Origin of the sequence: Parvularcula marina (assembly GCF_003399445.1) — a bacterium.
Taxonomy (GTDB): Bacteria; Pseudomonadota; Alphaproteobacteria; order Caulobacterales; family Parvularculaceae; genus Parvularcula; species Parvularcula marina.
On sequence record NZ_QUQO01000001.1, the window covers coordinates 2,467,289 to 2,485,065 of the forward strand.

A 17,777-nucleotide genomic window follows, 5' to 3' on the forward strand; every position below is an offset into this window, starting at 1 on the left:
CAGGCAGATGCCCCCAAAGGTCAGGCGCCAGCGCCGCCGACGGTCAGCCGGTCAATCTTGAGGCTCGGCTGGCCGACGCCGACAGGCACACCCTGTCCTGCCTTGCCGCAGACGCCGATGCCCGGATCGAGCGAGAAGTCATTGCCGATCATGGAGACGCGTTTCATCACGGTCGGACCATCCCCGATCAATGCGACATTTTTAAGGGGCGCGCCGATCTTGCCGCCTTCAATGCGGTAGGCTTCAGTGCAGTTGAAGACGAATTTGCCGGAGGTGATGTCGACCTGACCGCCGGAGAAGTTGACGGCGAAAATGCCGTCCTTGACGCTCTCGATCAGCTCCGCCTGCGAATGGTCACCGCCCAGCATGTAGGTATTGGTCATGCGCGGCATGGGCGAATGCTCAAAGCTTTCGCGGCGGCCATTACCGGTGGGGGCAACGCCCATCAGGCGGGCATTGAGCCGGTCCTGCATGAAGCCCTTGAGGATACCGTCTTCGATCAGAACGGTTTTCGAGGTCGGCGTGCCTTCATCATCGACGGTGAGAGAGCCGCGGCGCCCTTCGAGAGTGCCGTCATCAATGACGGTCACGCCTTTGGCGGCGACCTGCTCATTCAAAAGACCGGCAAAGGCCGAGGTTTTCTTGCGGTTGAAATCGCCTTCAAGGCCGTGCCCGACCGCCTCATGAAGAAGGACGCCCGTCCAGCCCGGCCCGAGCACGACTTCCATTTCGCCTGCAGGGGCAGGGACGGCTTCGAGATTGACCAGGGCCATGCGCAGGGCCTCATCGACTTGCGCCTGCCAGAAATCAGGGGCGAGGAGGCGGTCATAAGTCTCGCGCCCACCGGCACCGGTCGAACCTGATTCCTGCTTATCGCCTTCGCCGGCTGTGACCGAGACATTGAGACGCACCAAAGGGCGGACATCGCGTACGATCAGCCCGCCGGGGCGCATGATTTCCACAACAGCCCATTCGCCGGAGAGGGAAGCTGAGACCTGCCGGACGCGCGGGTCTTTCGCGCGGGCATAGGCGTTGATCTCTTCGAGCAGCTTGGTTTTGACGTCGAAGGGGACCGCTTCGAGCGGATTGGCATCCGTATATAAAGTGCGATTGGTGCGGGGCGGGCCTTCACCTAGTGTGCCGGAGGCACCTGTCCGGACGGCCGCCACCGAGCTGGCCGCGCGTTTGAGCGATTCCTCGGAAAGCTCGGACGCATGCGCGTAAGCGCTTGTTTCTCCAAGCACTGCGCGAAGGCCGAGGCCCTGGCTCACGTCATAGCTGGCGGTTTTCAGCCGGCCGTCGTCAAAGACAAAGGCCTCTGATTGCGCATATTCGAGATAAAGCTCGCCATCGTCGCAGCCCGACAGGGCGTCATCGACAATGCGCTGGGAGCGGGCGGCATCGAGTTCGGTACGGTCGAAGAAAGAAAAGCTCATATCCCCTCATCTAGGTGGCCTTCACCTCAACGTCGAGCGGTCAACGCCAAAGCCCTGATCCCTTCTGACAAGAAACTTCCTGAATGAGGTAAATTAAATAAGGTGTATCTGCGGCACTCCGGACGCTTGATGAGCTGGGTGGAAGCGCGCATAAGCGCGTGAAATTCTGGAAGCCGACCATCAGCGGACTCGAAATGCGCCTTCTTTCACTGGCCTTCATGGCCTTGTTCTCGACTATTCTGACGACCGGAGCCGCCTCGGCTCAGGACAACTCGCAAAGCCAAGCGGCCGTGTCACAGGATGTTCCTGTCGATGGCTCCATCTTCCTGCGTGAGGCTGCCTCACCGATGGCGGAAGAGATCGATCAGTTCCACAATCTCATTATCCTGCCGATCATGGTGATCATCAGCGTGTTGATTCTGGCCCTGCTGATCTGGGTCATCATTCGTTACAACTCGAAGTCCAATCCGGTCCCGAGCAAGTTCAGCCACAACACCATGGTGGAAGTGGTCTGGACGCTGATCCCGGTGCTGATCCTCGTCTTCATCGCGCTGTTCTCGTTTGACCTCCTTTATATGGAGGACAAGATGCCGGACGCGCAGACCTATGAATATGAAAGCGGCGTGACCAAGGTCGCTGTCCCGAACGATTTCGCTAAAAGCCGCCGGATCAGCAATGATTCCCATCTCGAGCTGTCGATTGTTGACCAAGCGACGGGCGACGAGATGACCCTCGGCGTCGATGATTTCGATGTGCAGGGTTATGGGGACGAAGAGCTGATCATCACGCTGAATGAAGCGGTCCCGGCTGGCTCTCACCTCAAGGTTCTTGGTGGGCGCAGCCGCGTCGGTCGCCGTCCGCTGCTCCACAAGCTGGGCATGCGTGTCGGTGAAGACAACACGTCCAAGATTATCCCGGCGCCGTCGATCACCATCAAGGCAACCGGCTTCCAGTGGGGATGGACCTATTCCTATCCCGATTTCGGTGATTTCGAATTCGATTCGCTGATCGCGCCCAAGGAAACCGTGTCTTCCGAGCTGTTCCGGCTTGCAACGACGAATGACGTTGTCGTGCCAGCTGGCGAGACGGTCCGTATCGTGACCACGGGCCGTGATGTCATTCACGCTTGGGCCATGCCGGCCTTCGGCACCAAGATTGATGCCGTTCCCGGCCGTCTCAACGAGACATGGTTCTACACTGAAAACGAGGGCACCTATTACGGTCAGTGCTCGGAAATCTGCGGCATCGACCACGCTTTCATGCCGATTTCGGTGAAAGTCGTCTCCCGCGAGGAATTCGAGGCCTGGGTGAATGAACAGGCCGATCTTAACGGCCTTGAGCCGTTCTTTGATACGACAGACCAACTTGCCGCGGCCGAAGTGCCGGCAGACGTGAACTAAGGGGCAAGATGATGACCACTGCGACCCACACCGCTGACGGCCACGCCGCACATGACGATCACGACCACAAGCCGCCCTTCTTTGTACGCTGGCTGTTTTCGACCAACCACAAGGATATCGGCACGCTTTATCTGATCTTCGCCATCGGCGCGGGGATCATCGGCGGCGCGATGTCGGGCCTCATCCGGGCCGAGCTTGCAGAGCCGGGCATCTCAATCGAAGGCATGGCCGGCGCAAGTACCGATGGTGGCGGCGTCCTCATCAATTACACGGACGAATATAAGCTCGTCGATCAGGTCGACGGGGCGTGCGTCCAAGGCGAAGTCGAGGGTGATCAGTGTAAGGTTCTACGAACCGCTTCTGAACGCGAAACCTCAGCCAAGAACTTCTATAACGTCCTGATCACCTATCACGGGCTGATCATGATCTTCTTCCTCGTGATGCCAGCGCTGATCGGGGGCTTCGGGAACTGGTTCGTGCCCATCATGATCGGGGCGCCCGATATGGCGTTCCCGCGGATGAACAACATCTCATTCTGGCTTTATGGCGCGTCCGGCACGCTGCTCATGCTGTCGCTGTTTGCGCCGTCCTATGGCGCAGAGCTCGGCTATGGCGGGGGCTGGGTGCTTTATCCGCCGCTCTCGACCTCGACGAGCGGGCCGGCCATGGACTTGCTGATCGTCTCTCTCCACCTTGCGGGCGCCAGCTCGATCCTCGGGGCGATCAACTTCATCACGACGATCTTCAACATGCGCGCGCCTGGCATGACGCTGCACAAAATGCCGCTCTTTGCCTGGTCCGTTCTGGTCACAGCGTTCCTGCTGGTTCTCTCGCTGCCGGTTCTGGCAGGCGCGATCACCATGCTGCTCACCGACCGCATGTTCGATACGGCGTTCTTTGATGCTGCTCGCGGCGGCGATCCGATCCTCTACCAGCACCTTTTCTGGTTCTTCGGTCACCCTGAGGTCTACATCCTCATTCTGCCGGCCTTCGGGATCATCAGCCACATTGTCTCGACCTTCTCGAAAAAGCCGATCTTCGGCTATCTCGGCATGGCCTATGCGATGGTTGCAATCGGCTTCGTCGGCTTCATCGTCTGGGCACACCATATGTATACGGTGGGTCTGTCGGTCGACATGAAGGCCTATTTCGTGGCCGCAACCATGGTCATCGCGGTGCCGACAGGCATCAAGATCTTCTCTTGGATCGCGACGATGTGGGGCGGCTCGATCGAGTTCAAAGTCCCGATGATCTGGGCCATCGGCTTTATCTTCCTGTTCACGGTCGGCGGGGTCACGGGCGTTCTGCTCGCCAATGCCGGGATCGATATCATCATGCACGACACCTATTATGTCGTGGCGCACTTCCACTATGTGCTCTCGCTCGGCGCTGTCTTCGGCATCTTCGCGGGCTGGTATTACTGGCACGAGAAAATGTTCGGTGTGCCGTATAATGGCTTCCTTGCGGGCCTGCACTTCTGGGTGATGTTCATCGGGGTGAACCTGATCTTCTTCCCGCAGCACTTCCTCGGGATGCAGGGCATGCCGCGCCGTTACATCGACTACCCGGAAGGCTTTGCTTACTGGAACCAGATCTCTTCGATCGGCTATCTGATTACGCTGATCGGTATGCTGATCTGGGTCGTGGTCGAGATCGAAGCCTTCCTGATGCGGCACAAGCGGGTGGCTCGCGACAATCCGTGGGGCGAAGGGGCAACGACCCTTGAATGGACGCTGCCGAGCCCGCCGCCTTATCACCAGTTCAACGAACTGCCGGTCATCAAGTGACCGCCGGCGCTTCGGACATGGAAAAGGGGAGGGGCGCTGCGGCGCCCCTTTCGCATGATGGTGCCGCTGCCCGCACCTCGCTCGCGAGCCCGCGTGATTACCTTGCGCTGCTCAAGCCGCGGGTGATGAGTCTCTCGATCTTTACCGCGCTCGCCGGCATGGTCGCCGCCCCGGGGCCGATCACCAGCTGGCCGCTCGCGCTCTTCTCGCTGCTCGCGATCGCGCTCGGCGCAGGTGCCTCGGGCGCTCTCAATATGTGGTATGACGCCGATATCGATGCGCTCATGACACGGACGAAAAACCGGCCGATCCCGGCAGGCAAGGTGCCGCGCCCTGAGGCCCTCGTCTTTGGCGGTCTTCTCGCGCTTCTTTCTGTCTGGCTTCTCGCGCTGACCTCGAACTATCTGGCAGCCGGGCTTCTGGCCGCGACGATCCTTTTTTATGTCATCATCTATTCGATGGGGCTGAAACGCTCGACGCCGCAGAATATCGTCATCGGCGGCGCGGCAGGGGCGCTCCCGCCTGTCGTCGGCTGGGCTGCGGTGACGGGCTCTGCGCCTTATGAAGCGTGGCTTTTGTTCGCGATCATCTTCATCTGGACACCGCCGCATTTCTGGGCGTTGGCACTCGTTAAATCCGCCGATTACGACGCGGCGGGCATTCCGATGATGCCGAATGTGAAAGGCGCCGAGCACACGCGCCTTCAGATCTGGATCTATTCGCTGATCCTGATCCCGGTGGCGATCTCGCCCTTCTTTTTCGATTTTGCGAGCTGGCTCTATCTCGCCGTTGCAGCCATTGGCGGCCTTGCCTTCCTTCACGCCGCATTCGGTGTCTGGCGGCAGGGCACGGACAAACAGGCATGGCGACTTTTTGCCATCTCGATTTTCTACCTGTTCGGTCTCTTTCTGGCCCTCATCATTGAACACTGGGGAGGCCTGCATGGCTGATGACGACTATCGTGATCCCATCGAGGATGCCCCGGCACCTTTGAGCGACGAAGAAGTCAAAGCCCGCCGCAAGCGGAGCATTGCCATCGCGCTTGGCATCGCGGCTTTCATTGCCATCGTCTATCTGACGACGATCTTCCGCTACGCGGCGAACAACGCAGCAGGGTAGGCGGCGATGGACCGGAACACGAAAACAGTTCTGGGCGTTCTTGGCATGATCACGTTCATGACCGTGCTCGTGATCAATGCGCCGGCGCTCTATCGCACTTTCTGTCAGATCACGGGCTTTGACGGCACGACGCGCAAGGCGGATGCAGCGTCCACGGAAGTCCTTGAGCGCAAGGTGACGATCCGGTTCGATGCGAGCATGGCGGACAATCTGCCCTGGAGTTTCCACCCCGCGCAGGTCAGCCAGACCCTCCATATCGGTGAAAGTGGGCTTGCCTTTTATGAGGCGGAGAACCGCGCCGATTATCCCGTCATCGGCACCGCGAGCTATAACGTCCAGCCGGCCAAGGCGGGGCAGTATTTCATGAAGGTCGAATGCTTCTGCTTTACCGAGCAATTGCTGGCGCCTGGCGAAAAGGTGCAGATGCCGGTGACCTATTTCATCGACCCGGCCATGGCGGATGATCGGAGCCTCGATGAGGTCCGTGAGATCACACTGTCTTATACCTTCTACCGCAATGAAGTTGCCGAAAAGCGGCTCGCGGCGGCCGGCGGCGGCGCAGCGCCCGGCAGCAAATAGAAAAGCAGCGCGGCTGATTTCGCTCACTTTCTTCCTGCGGTAAGTCTGGAGACATGGAAATATCATGTCGCCCCTCCCGCCGGTTGCTCCTGCTGCTGAGCATGATGGCCCTCTCTGCCTGCACGGTGGATCTTGAGGAGGATTTCCTCTTCTGGGTGCCAAAGGATGTCGATTTCGTCGAGACGGAGGAGGCGGGGACGGGGCTTTTCATGGGCCGGGCGCTGCTTGAGCCGATGGAGCGTGACCTGACGGCGCGCGGTTACTGGACGACCAAGGTCGAGTTCCGCCTGCGGCCTGAGGATTTCATCCCGGTAGAGATCAGCCGGGACACGGTCCCTTATGACGGCGGGGAGCTGGCAGTCTTACGTGTCGACCGTCAGGAAAGTGATCCGGAGGCGCCGGTTTTTCTTCACTGCGCCGGGATCGGGCAGAGCCTTTATAATAATGGCGTCCAGCATGCCCTCAAACTTCTGCCCTATGGCGATGTCATCCAGTTCGACATGCCGGGCCACGGGATCAGCACTGGCAAGGCGACGATCGACGACCTTGATGAGGCTGTCACGCAAATGGCGGCCTATGCCGTGGAGGAGGCAGAAGGACGCCCACTGATCTTTTATGGTCACTCGCTCGGCGGCTATATCTGCGCGGGCATGGCGGCGCGTGCCGCCCGTGCCGATGGCCTTGTGATCGAGGCGAGCGGCAAGGATGCTGAATCCGTTGCCAATGCCTGGGTGCCGCGCATGATGCGGCCCTTATTCAGGATCAGGACGCCGGACGCGGTCGATCCCTATAACATTCCGCAGCTGCTTGAGAATTTCGACAGGCCGATCCTCACCATTGGCGGTGAGGAAGATGTCATCGTGCCCGCCCGGCTGGTCCGCGACATGGCGGATGCGCTCGGCCATCAGGGACATGATGTCGTCTATGCGGAAATGACGGGCAGGGATCATTCTACGATCGCCTTTGCCGATGCCTACCGACCCACGGTGACTGCGTATTTTAACCGTCTTGGGATGCCACAGCCCTGATCTTTGCGATCATGCTCGTCACCCCGTTCGAGCGTTGCGGCGTGATGTGATCTTTCAGGTCGAGCTTTGCGAGTTCCTCCTCGGCGGAGATGGCGAGGATCTCGGATTTGGTCTTGCCCGAATAAAGCGACAGCAGAAGCGCAATCAGTCCCCGGACGATGGCGGCATCGCTGTCCCCGACAATGTCGAGCCGGTCGCCATTTTGCGTGAAATAAAGCCAGACCTGACTAGCGCAGCCCCGGATGCGGGTGTCTTCGCCGCGCTCATTCTCAGGGAAGGCGGGCAGCTGTCCGCCCAGATCAATGAGATAGCGGTAGCGCTCATCCCAGTCGTCAAGGAAGGCAAAATCACCGGCAATGGTGTCGAAATCGGGCAGGGCAGAACTCATGCCCGGCATGTAGGAAGGATTGGCCAAAGAAGAAAGCCGGGACCAAGGCCCCGGCTTTTCACAATCACAGAAATCGAGAGCTAGGGATCAGCCCTTCGGCGTGCCCCCCCCGGCAATCCAGCCGACGCAGCGCGACATGTCGTTGAGGCCATGCGTGCCGAGACAGAAGGCTTCCTCAACGGCCGTCCGGCTGGCGGAGACGCATTGGGCAAGGTTCATCTGGGCGTAATTATAGCAGCGCTGGCTCTCCTTATCGGTCCCGAAGGCTGAGACGTGACCTTCATTGAGGTCATCGAGCGTGTAGCGTACGGCCAGAACGAGGGTCTTTGTCAGATAGATCTGGCGTTTGGTGTCGAGGTCGATCGGCCGGGGCGGGGTGATGGCGGACCATTGGGTCGACCAGTTGGCAGCACCATTGAGATTGGGCTGGCGGTTCCCGGCATCAGAGACGATCCGCGGCGGATTGCCGATCGCGGGCCAGTCGCGCTTCATCGCAAAGGCCTTGGCCTGGTTCACCCGCTGGGTGCCGTTGGCGGGCAGTTTTGCGCGCGCCCAGCCGGTTTCCTGAAGGCGATAGGCATCAGCGATATAGCGCTCACCGGCCTGACCGATGCGGGCAGCATCGCGGGCCGCGACCTGACGGATGGCTTCAATGGCTTCGTTCGAGCCTTCGAGTTCCCGGACCATGGCCGGGTTGTTGCGTAGATCGGCGAGGAACTGCTCGCGCTTTTTGGGTTTGTTCGCCCGGCGCTCGATCGCGGCGGCAAAGGCCGGCGTATCGGCAGCGACAAGGGCGGCATAGGCCATCTGGCCGGAGCTGATCCGGGCGGGATCATGGGAGCTGATGGTTTCGTGGACGGTCCGGGTGACCTTGGCGTTGCTGAGGGCCGCATTGTCGGCAAAATCGAAATCCGACCGCATATGCACGAAGGGGGTCGCTGTCTGCTCAAGCAGGGGAGTAGCTGGCGCTGCTTCCGGTGTGGTTGCCGGGTCTGCGGCCGAAACGCCTCCCCACATCGTTGCGACGATCGCAACGAGAGCTGCTGACTTACCCATTCTGTCCTCCGCTAATCTGCCCGATGGAGCGCATGCCCGCCGCCCGGTGAACGGTGTAACACATTCATTCGAGAAGCGGAGCCTTCCGCACCGGATGGAGGAAAATTTAACCATGGTGGCCGGTCTCCCTGACGTCCCGCAATCGAGGAGCAGTCTGGCGGTAAGAACATTCAGCTTCCGTTAACAGTCCCGGATATATTGTTAACTAGTGATGCTGGAAGCCTTTCGATCTCGTTTCAAATCCCGCGAACCGGGCCCTGAGGTCTGGGAAGGACTGGGCGATGACGTCATTGCGACGCATGGCCCGGACGGGCGTTTCTGCAAGGTTTCGGGCGGCTCGCTGACGACCTTCGGGCTCAAACCCGAAGAGATGTCCGGGCGGCGGCTGATGGAAATCGTCGCGCCTGAGTTCCAGCCCTCTCTTCTCTCTGCGATGGCGGAAGTTGCGGATCCGGACGGCCCCGGCTGGGCGCGGTTCGAGTTCCGCCTCTCTCGTGAATGCCAGCGTGGCCCGGCTCTCGAAATGGTGCTGTCGCGCATTCCGGGCGGCTTCCGCAGCGTCACCCGCAATATCGAGCACCGGCTGGCCCGCGAGGCGCAGGTCCGTAAGGAAGCGCGCGACACGATGGATGTCGCGGTGCGCCATAATGAGCAGCTTGCGAATTTCAGCCATGAACTCCGTACCCCGCTCAATGCGGTGATCGGGTTTGCGGGCGCCATTCATGGCGAGCAGTTCGGGCCGCTCGGCTCAGACCGCTACCGGGACTATGCCCGCATCATCCATGAAAGCGGCGAGCACCTTCTCTCTCTGATCTCCGACATTCTCGATCTCAACAAGGCCGAGGCGAATGAAACCGCCGCCATGATGAGCGAAGAATCAGTCGAGCGGCTTGTTCGGTTCTGTACGGATCTTATCCACCTGCGCGCGGATGAAGCCGGGCTGTCGGTCGAGATCTCCGTTGCGCCGGGCATCGACAAGGCCATGCTGGATGCCAAGATCGTCCGGCAGATCCTTCTCAACCTTCTCTCCAATGCGCTCAAATTCACCGAAGAGGGCGGCATCATCGTGACGGCCGCACTCGATGGCGACATGCTCGAAATCTCGGTGATGGATTCAGGCGTCGGGATGTCCCCGGATGATCTGGCGATTGTTGGCACGCGCTTCCGTCAGGCCCGTAAAGAAGGCGTGCGCGGCACGCGCGGCTCGGGCATCGGTCTTGCACTTTCGAAAGCGCTGGCCCGTGTCCATGGCGGGGAGCTGATCCTGCAAAGCGCGGCAGGCGCTGGCACAACAGCGGTCCTGCGGCTGCCTTACCTGCCGGTCGAGGAAAAACCGGCAGTCAAGAATATCCGGCATACGGATAATGTCGTGCCGCTGGCGGCAGCGCGGGCGTGACCACGCGCCTCAGAAGCGATTTTCAGGTATCGGCGATCCGGCAGGCGGCAAAAGCGCATGGCGCATTCTGCACCATCCTAAAACATGGCCATGACGAAGCCGGGATGATCCATCTTGTCTGGCGCAAGGGAGGCTCGGTGTCGGTCTGGTCGGAAAGTTCAGGCGAGGGCGGTTCAAGGGGCTGGCGCCTCCGCGCTGCGGATGTCACCGAAGAGGCCGCCGATACGATGCTTGAAAAAGAGAAGAAGTTCGATCCCGATCTATGGGTTGTCGAGCTTGATGGCGACATCTCTCGCGACGCGCTGCCCGGCGACTTCTTCGATCAGTAATGGGATGAAAATGCCCGCTTAGCTGGCTTCGGCAAGCGCCGGGTCTTCATGCCCGCCAGCAAGGTCGCTGACCCGGACGCGCAGGAAACGGATCGCCCGCTCTGCTGATTCCGGCATCAGCCGGTCATAAAGCGGCAGCACGGTTTCGGACACATCATGGTCCGTCCGGCGGTCCTGAAAACCGGAGATGACCTTGGCAAAGGTCGCCCGACGGATATTGTTCGACTTCATCAGGATCGCAAGGCTCTGAAAGCTCGTATCATTCACCGTGCGGATCATCGTTGCGGGGTCGATATCGAACATCGCGGAGGCGGCAAGGACGAACTCGGTCATCGCACGCGCTTCGAGCAGCTCGGTCAGGACCTGCTCGGTCATCGATTGCCGCCGTGTCCAGTCAGCTATGGTCCGTCTTGCCACGACCAACTCGTCACGGCCTGACTCGCTTGCATGCTTGATGATCTGCTCGCGGAACCTTTTCGCCGTGCGCTCCATCAGGCCGACACGGTCGACACCGATCTTGGGCGTCAACGCATCGCGATAGACGGTGAGCTGGTAATGAAACATCCAGGTGAGAATTGCGGAAGGCAATTGCACGGAATTGCCGTCATCAAGGCTCAAGCTCTCTGGCAGTTCGTTCTCTGCGACATCGGCATTTTCCTCAAGGAAGGTCTGGATGTCCTTCACCGTTTGCAACACGCTGCGGCGAAGCAGGCGCTCATTCGCGGACGGCACTTTGAGGAGGGCGAGTTTGACATGCTCGTCGCGCGCACCCGCACGGATGAGGGTCAGGACGATGAGCTTTTTGAGCCTCAGATCCATCGCATTTGCGGTGCGCGAGAGCAGAAGGTCGAACAGGGCCATGTGACGCCGGCCATAACGGTCGGGCGCGACGATGAAGCTGTCTGTCACTTCCCGCAAAACCTCGCGGCGTTCTTCGCTTGAGGTCTTGGGATCGAGAGCGATCAGCCGTTCTAATGGGCCCGTGCTCATGGATCTCCCCCGGCTAGACGGACTTCTGCAACCGCCAGTATCGCGAAATACGGTTTCAAAACCCTGAAGATTGGCCGAAACGGGGCGTTACTGCCCGTCGTTTTCAGGCTCAGTTTCCAGTCCTGGCGCTGCATTGCCGACGACACCTGGGCTTTGCGGCTGGACCGGGCCTTGCGGCTCGGGATCGGGCCGAGAACCGAGCCCGAAAAAGCCGCGCCGCCGACGCGGGGCAGGTTCTTCGATCACAGCCCAGTCAACTTGCGGGATCGGATAGGCGGTGTTGATCAGGTCGCTTCTCAGGCTCGCATAAAGCCCTGCAACGTCCCGGATATTGCCGCTTTCGAGATTGGGGTCATCGAGAAGCGGCACAGGCGAGAGGTCCTCATGTGCCCGCTCCATGAAATCCTTCCAGATCGTCAGCGGGATGGTCGCGCCCGACACTTTGTCCATGCCGCGCGCCTCGTCGTTCCCGACCCAGACCCCGGCGGTGTAATAATGGGTAAACCCGATGAACCACGCATCGCGCCAGTTATTGGTCGTGCCCGTCTTGCCGCCGACGGGGTGGCTGCCGAACTTGCCGCGCGCGCCGGTGCCGTGATCCATGACCCCGATCAGCAGGCGAGCCGTGTCATCGGCCTTGGCCGGTTCGATGACGTTAAAGCCGGGAATGGGCTCATACTCGTAAAGGACCTCACCGCTCCGTGTCCGGATTTCCATGACGGCATGTGCCGGCGTCTCCGCGCCGTGATGAGCGAAGGGCATATAGGCGGCGGTCAACTCGAGCAGGGGCACGCCGACAGAGCCAAGCGCGAGGGAGGCGACAGGATCGAGCGCGGTCGTGATGCCTGCCCGCTGGGCTGCATCAATCACCCGGTCACGGCCAATGCCTTCGGTGATTTGCACGGCGACCGAGTTGGTTGACCGCGCCGCCGCATCCGCAAGCCGCAAGGGGCCGATATGTTTCTCATTATAGTTCGTAGGCGCCCAATCGCCGACCTTGATCGGCCGGTCAATGACGATCGAGCCGGGCTGCATCCCTGCTTCAAGCGCCGCAAGGAAGACAAAGGGCTTGAAGGCAGAGCCGGGCTGGCGCCGGGCCTGTGAAGCGCGGTTGAACTGGCTTTCCTCGTAATCAAGCCCGCCCGCCATGGCGACGATGCCGCCTTCGCGGTCAAAGGCGATGAGGGCTGCCTGTTCGGCGCCGCGCGCGCGGGCCGCATCATCGATCCCGAAGACAACCGCATCTTCGGCATGGATCTGAAGCTGTTTGTCGAGCGAGGTCGTCACGACAAGATCGCGGTCGAGCGAGCCGAGGCGCTGCTCGATCCGCTGGGCAACATAATCGAGGAAATAGCCGTAGGCGGTCTCACGCTGGGCAAGGTTGAGGTCGGGCGGGACTTCCTTTGCCATCCGGCCCTCGACCTCATCGATCCGCCTCGTCTCGATCAGATTGTCGATGACTTCGCGAGAGCGGGCGACGGCGCCGTCGGGATTGATCGTCGGGGCGAGCGTCGAGGGCGCTTTGGGCAGGCCAGCGAGAAGCGCAGCCTCGCCAATCGTCAGATCACGGGCGGATTTCGAGAAATACGCCTGCGACGCTGCTTCAACCCCATAGGTGCCGGCCCCCAGATAGGTCCGGTTGAGATAAAGCGACAGGATCTCGTCTTTCGACAGGCGCGCTTCGAGCCAGAGAGCGAACTGCAGCTCCTCCAGCTTTCTCTTCAGTGTACGGTCAGGCTCAAGAAAGAGGTTCTTGGCAAGCTGCTGGGTAATCGTCGAGCCGCCTTCAACGACACCGCCGGCGCGCAGATTGGCGATCCCGGCGCGCATCAGGCCGCGCAGATCATATCCGCGGTGGCCATAGAACCGGCGGTCTTCCGTCGCGAGGAACGCATCCCTGAGGTAGGGCGGCATCTCTTCGAGCGGCACAGGGTCGGCATAACGGATGCCCCGCTGGCCGAGGAACTCGCCGTTGCGGTCAAGAAAGGTCAGGCTGGTCGGCCGGTTGATCGTCCAGAGATCGACCTCATCATCCGGCAGGACGGTGGCCGCAAACCGCAGATTGACGATGAGCCCCGCCATCAGGAGGGCGAAGCCCGCACTCCCGGCGGCGGACAGGAAATGCCAGCGTTTCTTGGTGACGCGTTTTGACGGTTTCTTCTTCACGGGCGGTCCATCACTTGTGGCGGCATCCGCCTCCAGTTCGGCTTCAATCTCGGAGAGATAAGCCTCATGTTCTTCATCGCTTGGCAGGCTTGGGTCATCCGACCGCTTCTTCGGCCTTGGCGGCACGGCGATCTCGTCATCCCCGCCAGAGAGCTGGGATTTAAACTCGACCGTCTTGTCGCCAAGCATCCGGGCAACGGATTTGAGCCCCTTCCACGCGCCAACGCTCATGGCGACGAGCCCCGAAAGGAAATCCTTCGTGGCGCTCGTGATCATGCGTTGAAAGTAGCGCGACATTCCCGGCGCTTCGCTCCATCATACCCTGCGCAAAGGCGCTTAGCCCCATAGTGGCCCACGTGCCACCGGCATTTGCGGGCACTCGATTTGGCCGGGGCTTATGTCCTAACTAAGGCAGATGACCGTGGAGAAAACCGCCGACGCGCCGTTTTGGCAGGAAAAATCCCTCGCAGAGATGTCGGCCGAGGAGTGGGAATCGCTCTGCGATGGCTGCGGGAAATGCTGTCTCGTCCTGCTTGAAGACGAGGAAGAGGGCGGCTTTGCCGAAACCTCGCTCTGCTGCTGGCTGTTCGATCCCAAAACCCGGCGCTGCACCCGGTATGAGGAGCGAAAGACGCTGGTACCGGATTGCGTGCAGGTGACGCCGGAGAATGCAGGCGCGCTCGAATGGATGCCGCAAAGCTGCGCCTATCGCCGGCTGGCCGAGGGGCGGGGGCTCGCTGACTGGCATCCTTTGATTTCGGGCCGTCCCGAAAGCGTCGTTGAGGCCGGGATCGCCGTCCGTGAGAACCTGACCAATGAGCGAAAGGTCCGTGCCCGCCATCTGTGGCGCTATGTGACCGGCAAGCGCGACGAAGAAACCTGATCATTTCCTTTGCGCGGCTGAAACGTCTTGAGCCCTGAGAGACCCGTTTGGCAGGGTGCCGCTCATCGTGGGCTTTTGCCTCACGCCCGACAGGAGCTGATGATCCATGCGGCAGTCCTTTACCGGTACCTTACTGCTTCTCCTGGCCATGTTGAGCATTCTTTCCTGTGGATCAGGAGAAGACAAAGCCGCGCGCCTGATCGAGAAAAGCTTTGATGACGGCGTGCTGCATGGCGCTGCGTCCCTGACCGTCGACGGACAGATCGTGACCCGGCACCTCTCGCTAGATGTGTCAGAGGCATCGGCTTTCAGGCTCGCCTCCCTGACAAAGGTTTTCACGCAGCTCGCCATACTTCGGCTGGTCGATGAAGGTGAGCTTGGTCTCGATCAAACCCTCGCCGATGCGCTGCCCGGCATGGAAGCAGATTGGTCCCGGCAGGTAACAATCCGGCAGCTTCTGAATTTCTCATCCGGCCTGCCTTCAGAAGTTCCTGATACAGAAGAAGGCGAAGGGGTCGTTTTTGACGAAAATGGGATGGCGGCGTCGTTCCTGATCTCGCTTGAGATTGGCCAGCTGGATTTTGAACCGGGCACGAGAACGCAATATTCGAACCTTGGATATTTCTACCTCGGTGCAGTCCTTGAGGCCCATGCAGGCGGGACATATGCGCAAGCGATTGAGGAGCTTGTCATTCGCCCCGCTGGGCTGAAGAATACAGGATTTGGTGCCGATCAGCTCGATGGCGAAGTGCACCTCAAAGGCTATGAGACGAACCCCGAAGGCGACATCGTCGAGGCCGTTCTGGATAGCGTTTCTGCACGGTATAGCTCGGGTGGGATGTTCGGCTCCCTGCAAGATCTCGAGCGGCTCAGCGCCATTGTGCTTGGCGATGATTTTCTATCCGTCAGCGGACGAGACGAGTTTTTCACTCAGTGCGGGCGCGCGGGCGCGGATGATCCTGCCTATGTCACATTCACTGGCCATGTCCCCGGATTTGCAAACGGCTGGGTTCTCTCGCGGCAGCCTCATGTCGTCATGATCAGCCTCAACAATAGGGTTGGGGAGAACCCCCGCGCCTTCATGACGCCTGTGCTGGAGGCCGCGCGGCTGGCGGGGGTTGCGTTGCCGGAGAACCGCGAGCGATACCAGCCGACGGAGGCTGAAGGCTGGATGGCGATTTCATCGCTTCGGGAAATCCCCGAATACGAAATGAACGCGGTCACTTTCCCCTTCATCGAGGCGATGCAGAGCGGTGACCGGGAAGAAGCCTTCCTTGCAATGACGGCCATGTTCGGACTCGACCCCGCCGAAATGGCAGCGGGGGATATCGAGGATTATCGCGGCTTTGTAGAGCTTGAGCAGGGAATTTTCGACCGGTTCGGTCCCTTCATCGTCAGTGCTTGGCGGCCGCAGGGCAATGGATATGAGGTTTTCCTCGAAACCGAAGACGACGCCCGAGGCGTTCGCTACCGCTTTGATCCGTCCTCGACCAATCCAGGGTTTGTCAGCGGCAAGCGGCTTGGCACCTATGGGTTCGAGCTGACAGACTAATCTCCTTATATCTGCGGCGCGGGCAATCCGCTCGAGTGCTTCCCCCACGGCAAACTTATCCCCGCCCCTCAGGGCCGACCTATAGTGCTCCTTATCGGGAGGACTATGCGTCGAATGTCGTTTGACCACATCGCGTTCAGGAACAGCCTCGGCATGCTCACCATGGAGCTGCAGGACAGGCTTTTGGGCACTGACTGGTCGTCTCCCGAAGAAGTGCAGCATGCGGACAGGCTCATGCGTGTCCTGTCAGCCTATGGACGAAACATCGAGAAATGCATTGCTATGACAGAAGATACTCAACATCGTGACGACACCACTGCAGCCGATGAAGCCGAAGCGGAACGACTCCGAGGTCTACTTTACGATAAGCTCGTTCGCTACGCAGATCGCCTCGGGGAAGAAGAACTGGCTCGACGACTTGAGCTTGATCGAGCTGATGCGGGCACTGAGCGAGTGGAAATTTTCCGCCCGCAGGGATCAATTCCATCCGGATAATGACTGGACGACCTGGCTCATTCTGGGCGGGCGCGGCGCGGGGAAAACCCGTGCTGGGGCGGAGTGGATCCGCCGCGCCGTCGCGAATGGCGCCCGTCGTCTCGCGCTGGTCGGGGAAACCTATGAGGACGCACGCGAAGTGATGATCGACGGACAATCGGGCCTGCTTCACATCGGTGATGCGCCGTCCCGGCCGAGTTATGAACCCTCGCGGCACCGGCTCTCATGGCCGAACGGGGCCGAGGCGCATATTTTCTCCGCTGATGATCCCGACGGCCTGCGCGGGCATCAGTTTGAGGCTGCCTGGGCCGATGAGCTTTGCAAATGGCGGTACCCGGAAGAGGCATGGAGCAATCTGCAGCTCGGCCTGCGGCTGGGGCAGCGCCCGCAACAGGTGGTGACCACAACGCCACGCCCGATCAAGCTCCTCCGGCAACTGATGGATGCGGAGACGACGCATCTCTCCCGCGCGACGACAAGGGATAACAAGGCTGAGCTGGCCGATGCCTTTCTGACCGAGATCATCCGCACCTATGAGGGAACGGCGCTTGGCCGTCAGGAAATCGACGGCGAGATCATCGAAGATCATGGCGGGGCCTTGTGGAGCCGGGCGATGATCGAGAGGGCCCGCGTCAAAGACACGCCGCCCCTTTCGCGCATCATCGTCGCGGTCGACCCACCTGTCAGCACCGGCCCCGATGCCGATGAATGCGGCATCATCGTTGCGGGCATTGCGGGCGAGGGCAGGGCAGCCACCGCCTTTATCCTCAAAGATGCCTCCGTTGGCGGATTATCGCCTTCCGGCTGGGCGGCGCGGGTGGTGGAGATTGCCTATTCCTACGCCGCGGACCGGGTCGTGGCGGAGGTCAATCAGGGCGGCGACCTCGTTGAGGAAGTCCTGCGCCTTCATGATCCGAACCTGCCCTTCCGCGCCGTTCGGGCCACGCGCGGCAAGACCGTCCGCGCAGAACCCGTTGCCGCGCTTTATGAGCAAGGCCGCGTCAAACACGCGGGCGCGTTCCCTGATCTCGAAGATCAGCTCACCTCCTTTACCGGCCTTGGGGGCGAGGCGAGCCCCGACCGGCTCGACGCCCTCGTCTGGGCGGTAACCGACCTTTTGCTGGGGCCGGCGCCATCCGCCCCCGCCATCCGCTATCTCTGAAAGGACTGCCA

The 17,777-nt window shown here is 60.6% G+C and carries 15 protein-coding genes and 2 pseudogenes; 12 read left to right on the plus strand and 5 right to left on the minus strand.

The window, feature by feature from the left end; all coding sequences use genetic code 11:
• Positions 1 to 20 precede the first annotated feature (20 nt).
• Positions 21 to 1,436, minus strand: a complete 1,416-nt coding sequence (gene tldD / locus DX908_RS11930; RefSeq protein WP_116392546.1) for a metalloprotease TldD — start codon at positions 1,434 to 1,436, stop codon at positions 21 to 23.
• A gap of 218 nt (positions 1,437 to 1,654) precedes the next feature.
• On the opposite strand from tldD, the pseudogene DX908_RS16790 reads away from it, so the two are divergent.
• The 7 genes and pseudogenes from DX908_RS16790 to DX908_RS11960 form a co-directional block, all read left to right on the plus strand.
• A pseudogene (locus tag DX908_RS16790) lies at positions 1,655 to 1,993 on the plus strand (cytochrome c oxidase subunit II transmembrane domain-containing protein); the annotation flags it as partial.
• Between the two features lie 354 nt (positions 1,994 to 2,347).
• Positions 2,348 to 2,836 (plus strand): annotated as a pseudogene (locus DX908_RS16795) (cytochrome c oxidase subunit II); the annotation flags it as partial.
• Between the two features lie 11 nt (positions 2,837 to 2,847).
• Positions 2,848 to 4,623: a cytochrome c oxidase subunit I gene (ctaD, locus tag DX908_RS11945; protein WP_116393091.1), complete on the plus strand. Its 1,776-nt coding sequence runs from the start codon at positions 2,848 to 2,850 to the stop codon at positions 4,621 to 4,623.
• Between the two features lie 17 nt (positions 4,624 to 4,640).
• Complete coding sequence (locus tag DX908_RS11950) at positions 4,641 to 5,573, plus strand: heme o synthase (RefSeq protein ID WP_116393092.1); 933 nt, start codon at positions 4,641 to 4,643, stop codon at positions 5,571 to 5,573.
• Positions 5,566 to 5,742 carry a hypothetical protein gene (locus DX908_RS16465; protein ID WP_199564699.1) on the plus strand — a complete coding sequence of 59 codons (177 nt, stop codon included), beginning with the start codon at positions 5,566 to 5,568 and terminating at the stop codon, positions 5,740 to 5,742. Before DX908_RS11950 ends, DX908_RS16465 begins: the two co-directional genes overlap by 8 nt.
• Positions 5,743 to 5,748: 6 nt before the next feature.
• On the plus strand, positions 5,749 to 6,321 hold the full coding sequence (locus tag DX908_RS11955; RefSeq protein ID WP_116392547.1) for a cytochrome c oxidase assembly protein: 573 nt from the start codon (positions 5,749 to 5,751) through the stop codon (positions 6,319 to 6,321).
• Between the two features lie 53 nt (positions 6,322 to 6,374).
• Positions 6,375 to 7,349: an alpha/beta hydrolase gene (locus DX908_RS11960; protein WP_116392548.1), complete on the plus strand. Its 975-nt coding sequence runs from the start codon at positions 6,375 to 6,377 to the stop codon at positions 7,347 to 7,349.
• Here the strand turns inward: DX908_RS11960 and DX908_RS11965 are convergent.
• Together DX908_RS11965 and DX908_RS11970 are read right to left on the minus strand one after the other, a co-directional pair.
• The gene (locus DX908_RS11965) at positions 7,321 to 7,737 is read right to left on the minus strand and encodes a SufE family protein (protein WP_116393093.1); all 417 of its coding nucleotides are present in this window, start codon (positions 7,735 to 7,737) and stop codon (positions 7,321 to 7,323) included. The two genes, DX908_RS11960 and DX908_RS11965, sit on opposite strands and share 29 nt — an antisense overlap.
• A gap of 87 nt (positions 7,738 to 7,824) precedes the next feature.
• Positions 7,825 to 8,793 (minus strand): hypothetical protein, encoded by a 969-nt coding sequence (locus DX908_RS11970; RefSeq protein WP_116392549.1) that lies wholly within the window; start codon positions 8,791 to 8,793, stop codon positions 7,825 to 7,827.
• Positions 8,794 to 9,004: 211 nt separating this feature from the next.
• Between DX908_RS11970 and DX908_RS11975 the strand changes: the two genes are divergently transcribed.
• Together DX908_RS11975 and DX908_RS11980 are read left to right on the plus strand one after the other, a co-directional pair.
• Positions 9,005 to 10,189 (plus strand): sensor histidine kinase, encoded by a 1,185-nt coding sequence (locus tag DX908_RS11975; protein WP_116392550.1) that lies wholly within the window; start codon positions 9,005 to 9,007, stop codon positions 10,187 to 10,189.
• Positions 10,186 to 10,518, plus strand: a complete 333-nt coding sequence (locus DX908_RS11980; protein ID WP_116392551.1) for a DUF1491 family protein — start codon at positions 10,186 to 10,188, stop codon at positions 10,516 to 10,518. The genes DX908_RS11975 and DX908_RS11980 overlap by 4 nt, the downstream gene beginning before the upstream one ends.
• An 18-nt stretch (positions 10,519 to 10,536) precedes the next feature.
• Here DX908_RS11980 and DX908_RS11985 read toward each other — a convergent pair whose 3' ends face one another.
• Positions 10,537 to 11,508, minus strand: coding sequence for a DUF2336 domain-containing protein (locus tag DX908_RS11985; RefSeq protein WP_116392552.1), 972 nt, complete (start codon positions 11,506 to 11,508; stop codon positions 10,537 to 10,539).
• 87 nt (positions 11,509 to 11,595) lie between these two features.
• Positions 11,596 to 13,950, minus strand: a complete 2,355-nt coding sequence (locus tag DX908_RS11990; protein ID WP_158548730.1) for a transglycosylase domain-containing protein — start codon at positions 13,948 to 13,950, stop codon at positions 11,596 to 11,598.
• Positions 13,951 to 14,089: 139 nt separating this feature from the next.
• Between DX908_RS11990 and DX908_RS11995 the strand changes: the two genes are divergently transcribed.
• From DX908_RS11995 to DX908_RS12005, 3 genes are all read left to right on the plus strand, one after another.
• Entirely contained in the window at positions 14,090 to 14,557 is a 468-nt protein-coding gene (locus tag DX908_RS11995; RefSeq protein ID WP_116392554.1) for a YcgN family cysteine cluster protein, read from the plus strand.
• A gap of 106 nt (positions 14,558 to 14,663) precedes the next feature.
• Positions 14,664 to 16,109 (plus strand): serine hydrolase domain-containing protein, encoded by a 1,446-nt coding sequence (locus tag DX908_RS12000; protein WP_116392555.1) that lies wholly within the window; start codon positions 14,664 to 14,666, stop codon positions 16,107 to 16,109.
• 304 nt (positions 16,110 to 16,413) lie between these two features.
• Complete coding sequence (locus DX908_RS12005; protein ID WP_233508685.1) at positions 16,414 to 17,766, plus strand: DNA-packaging protein; 1,353 nt, start codon at positions 16,414 to 16,416, stop codon at positions 17,764 to 17,766.
• Positions 17,767 to 17,777: the final 11 nt, after the last annotated feature.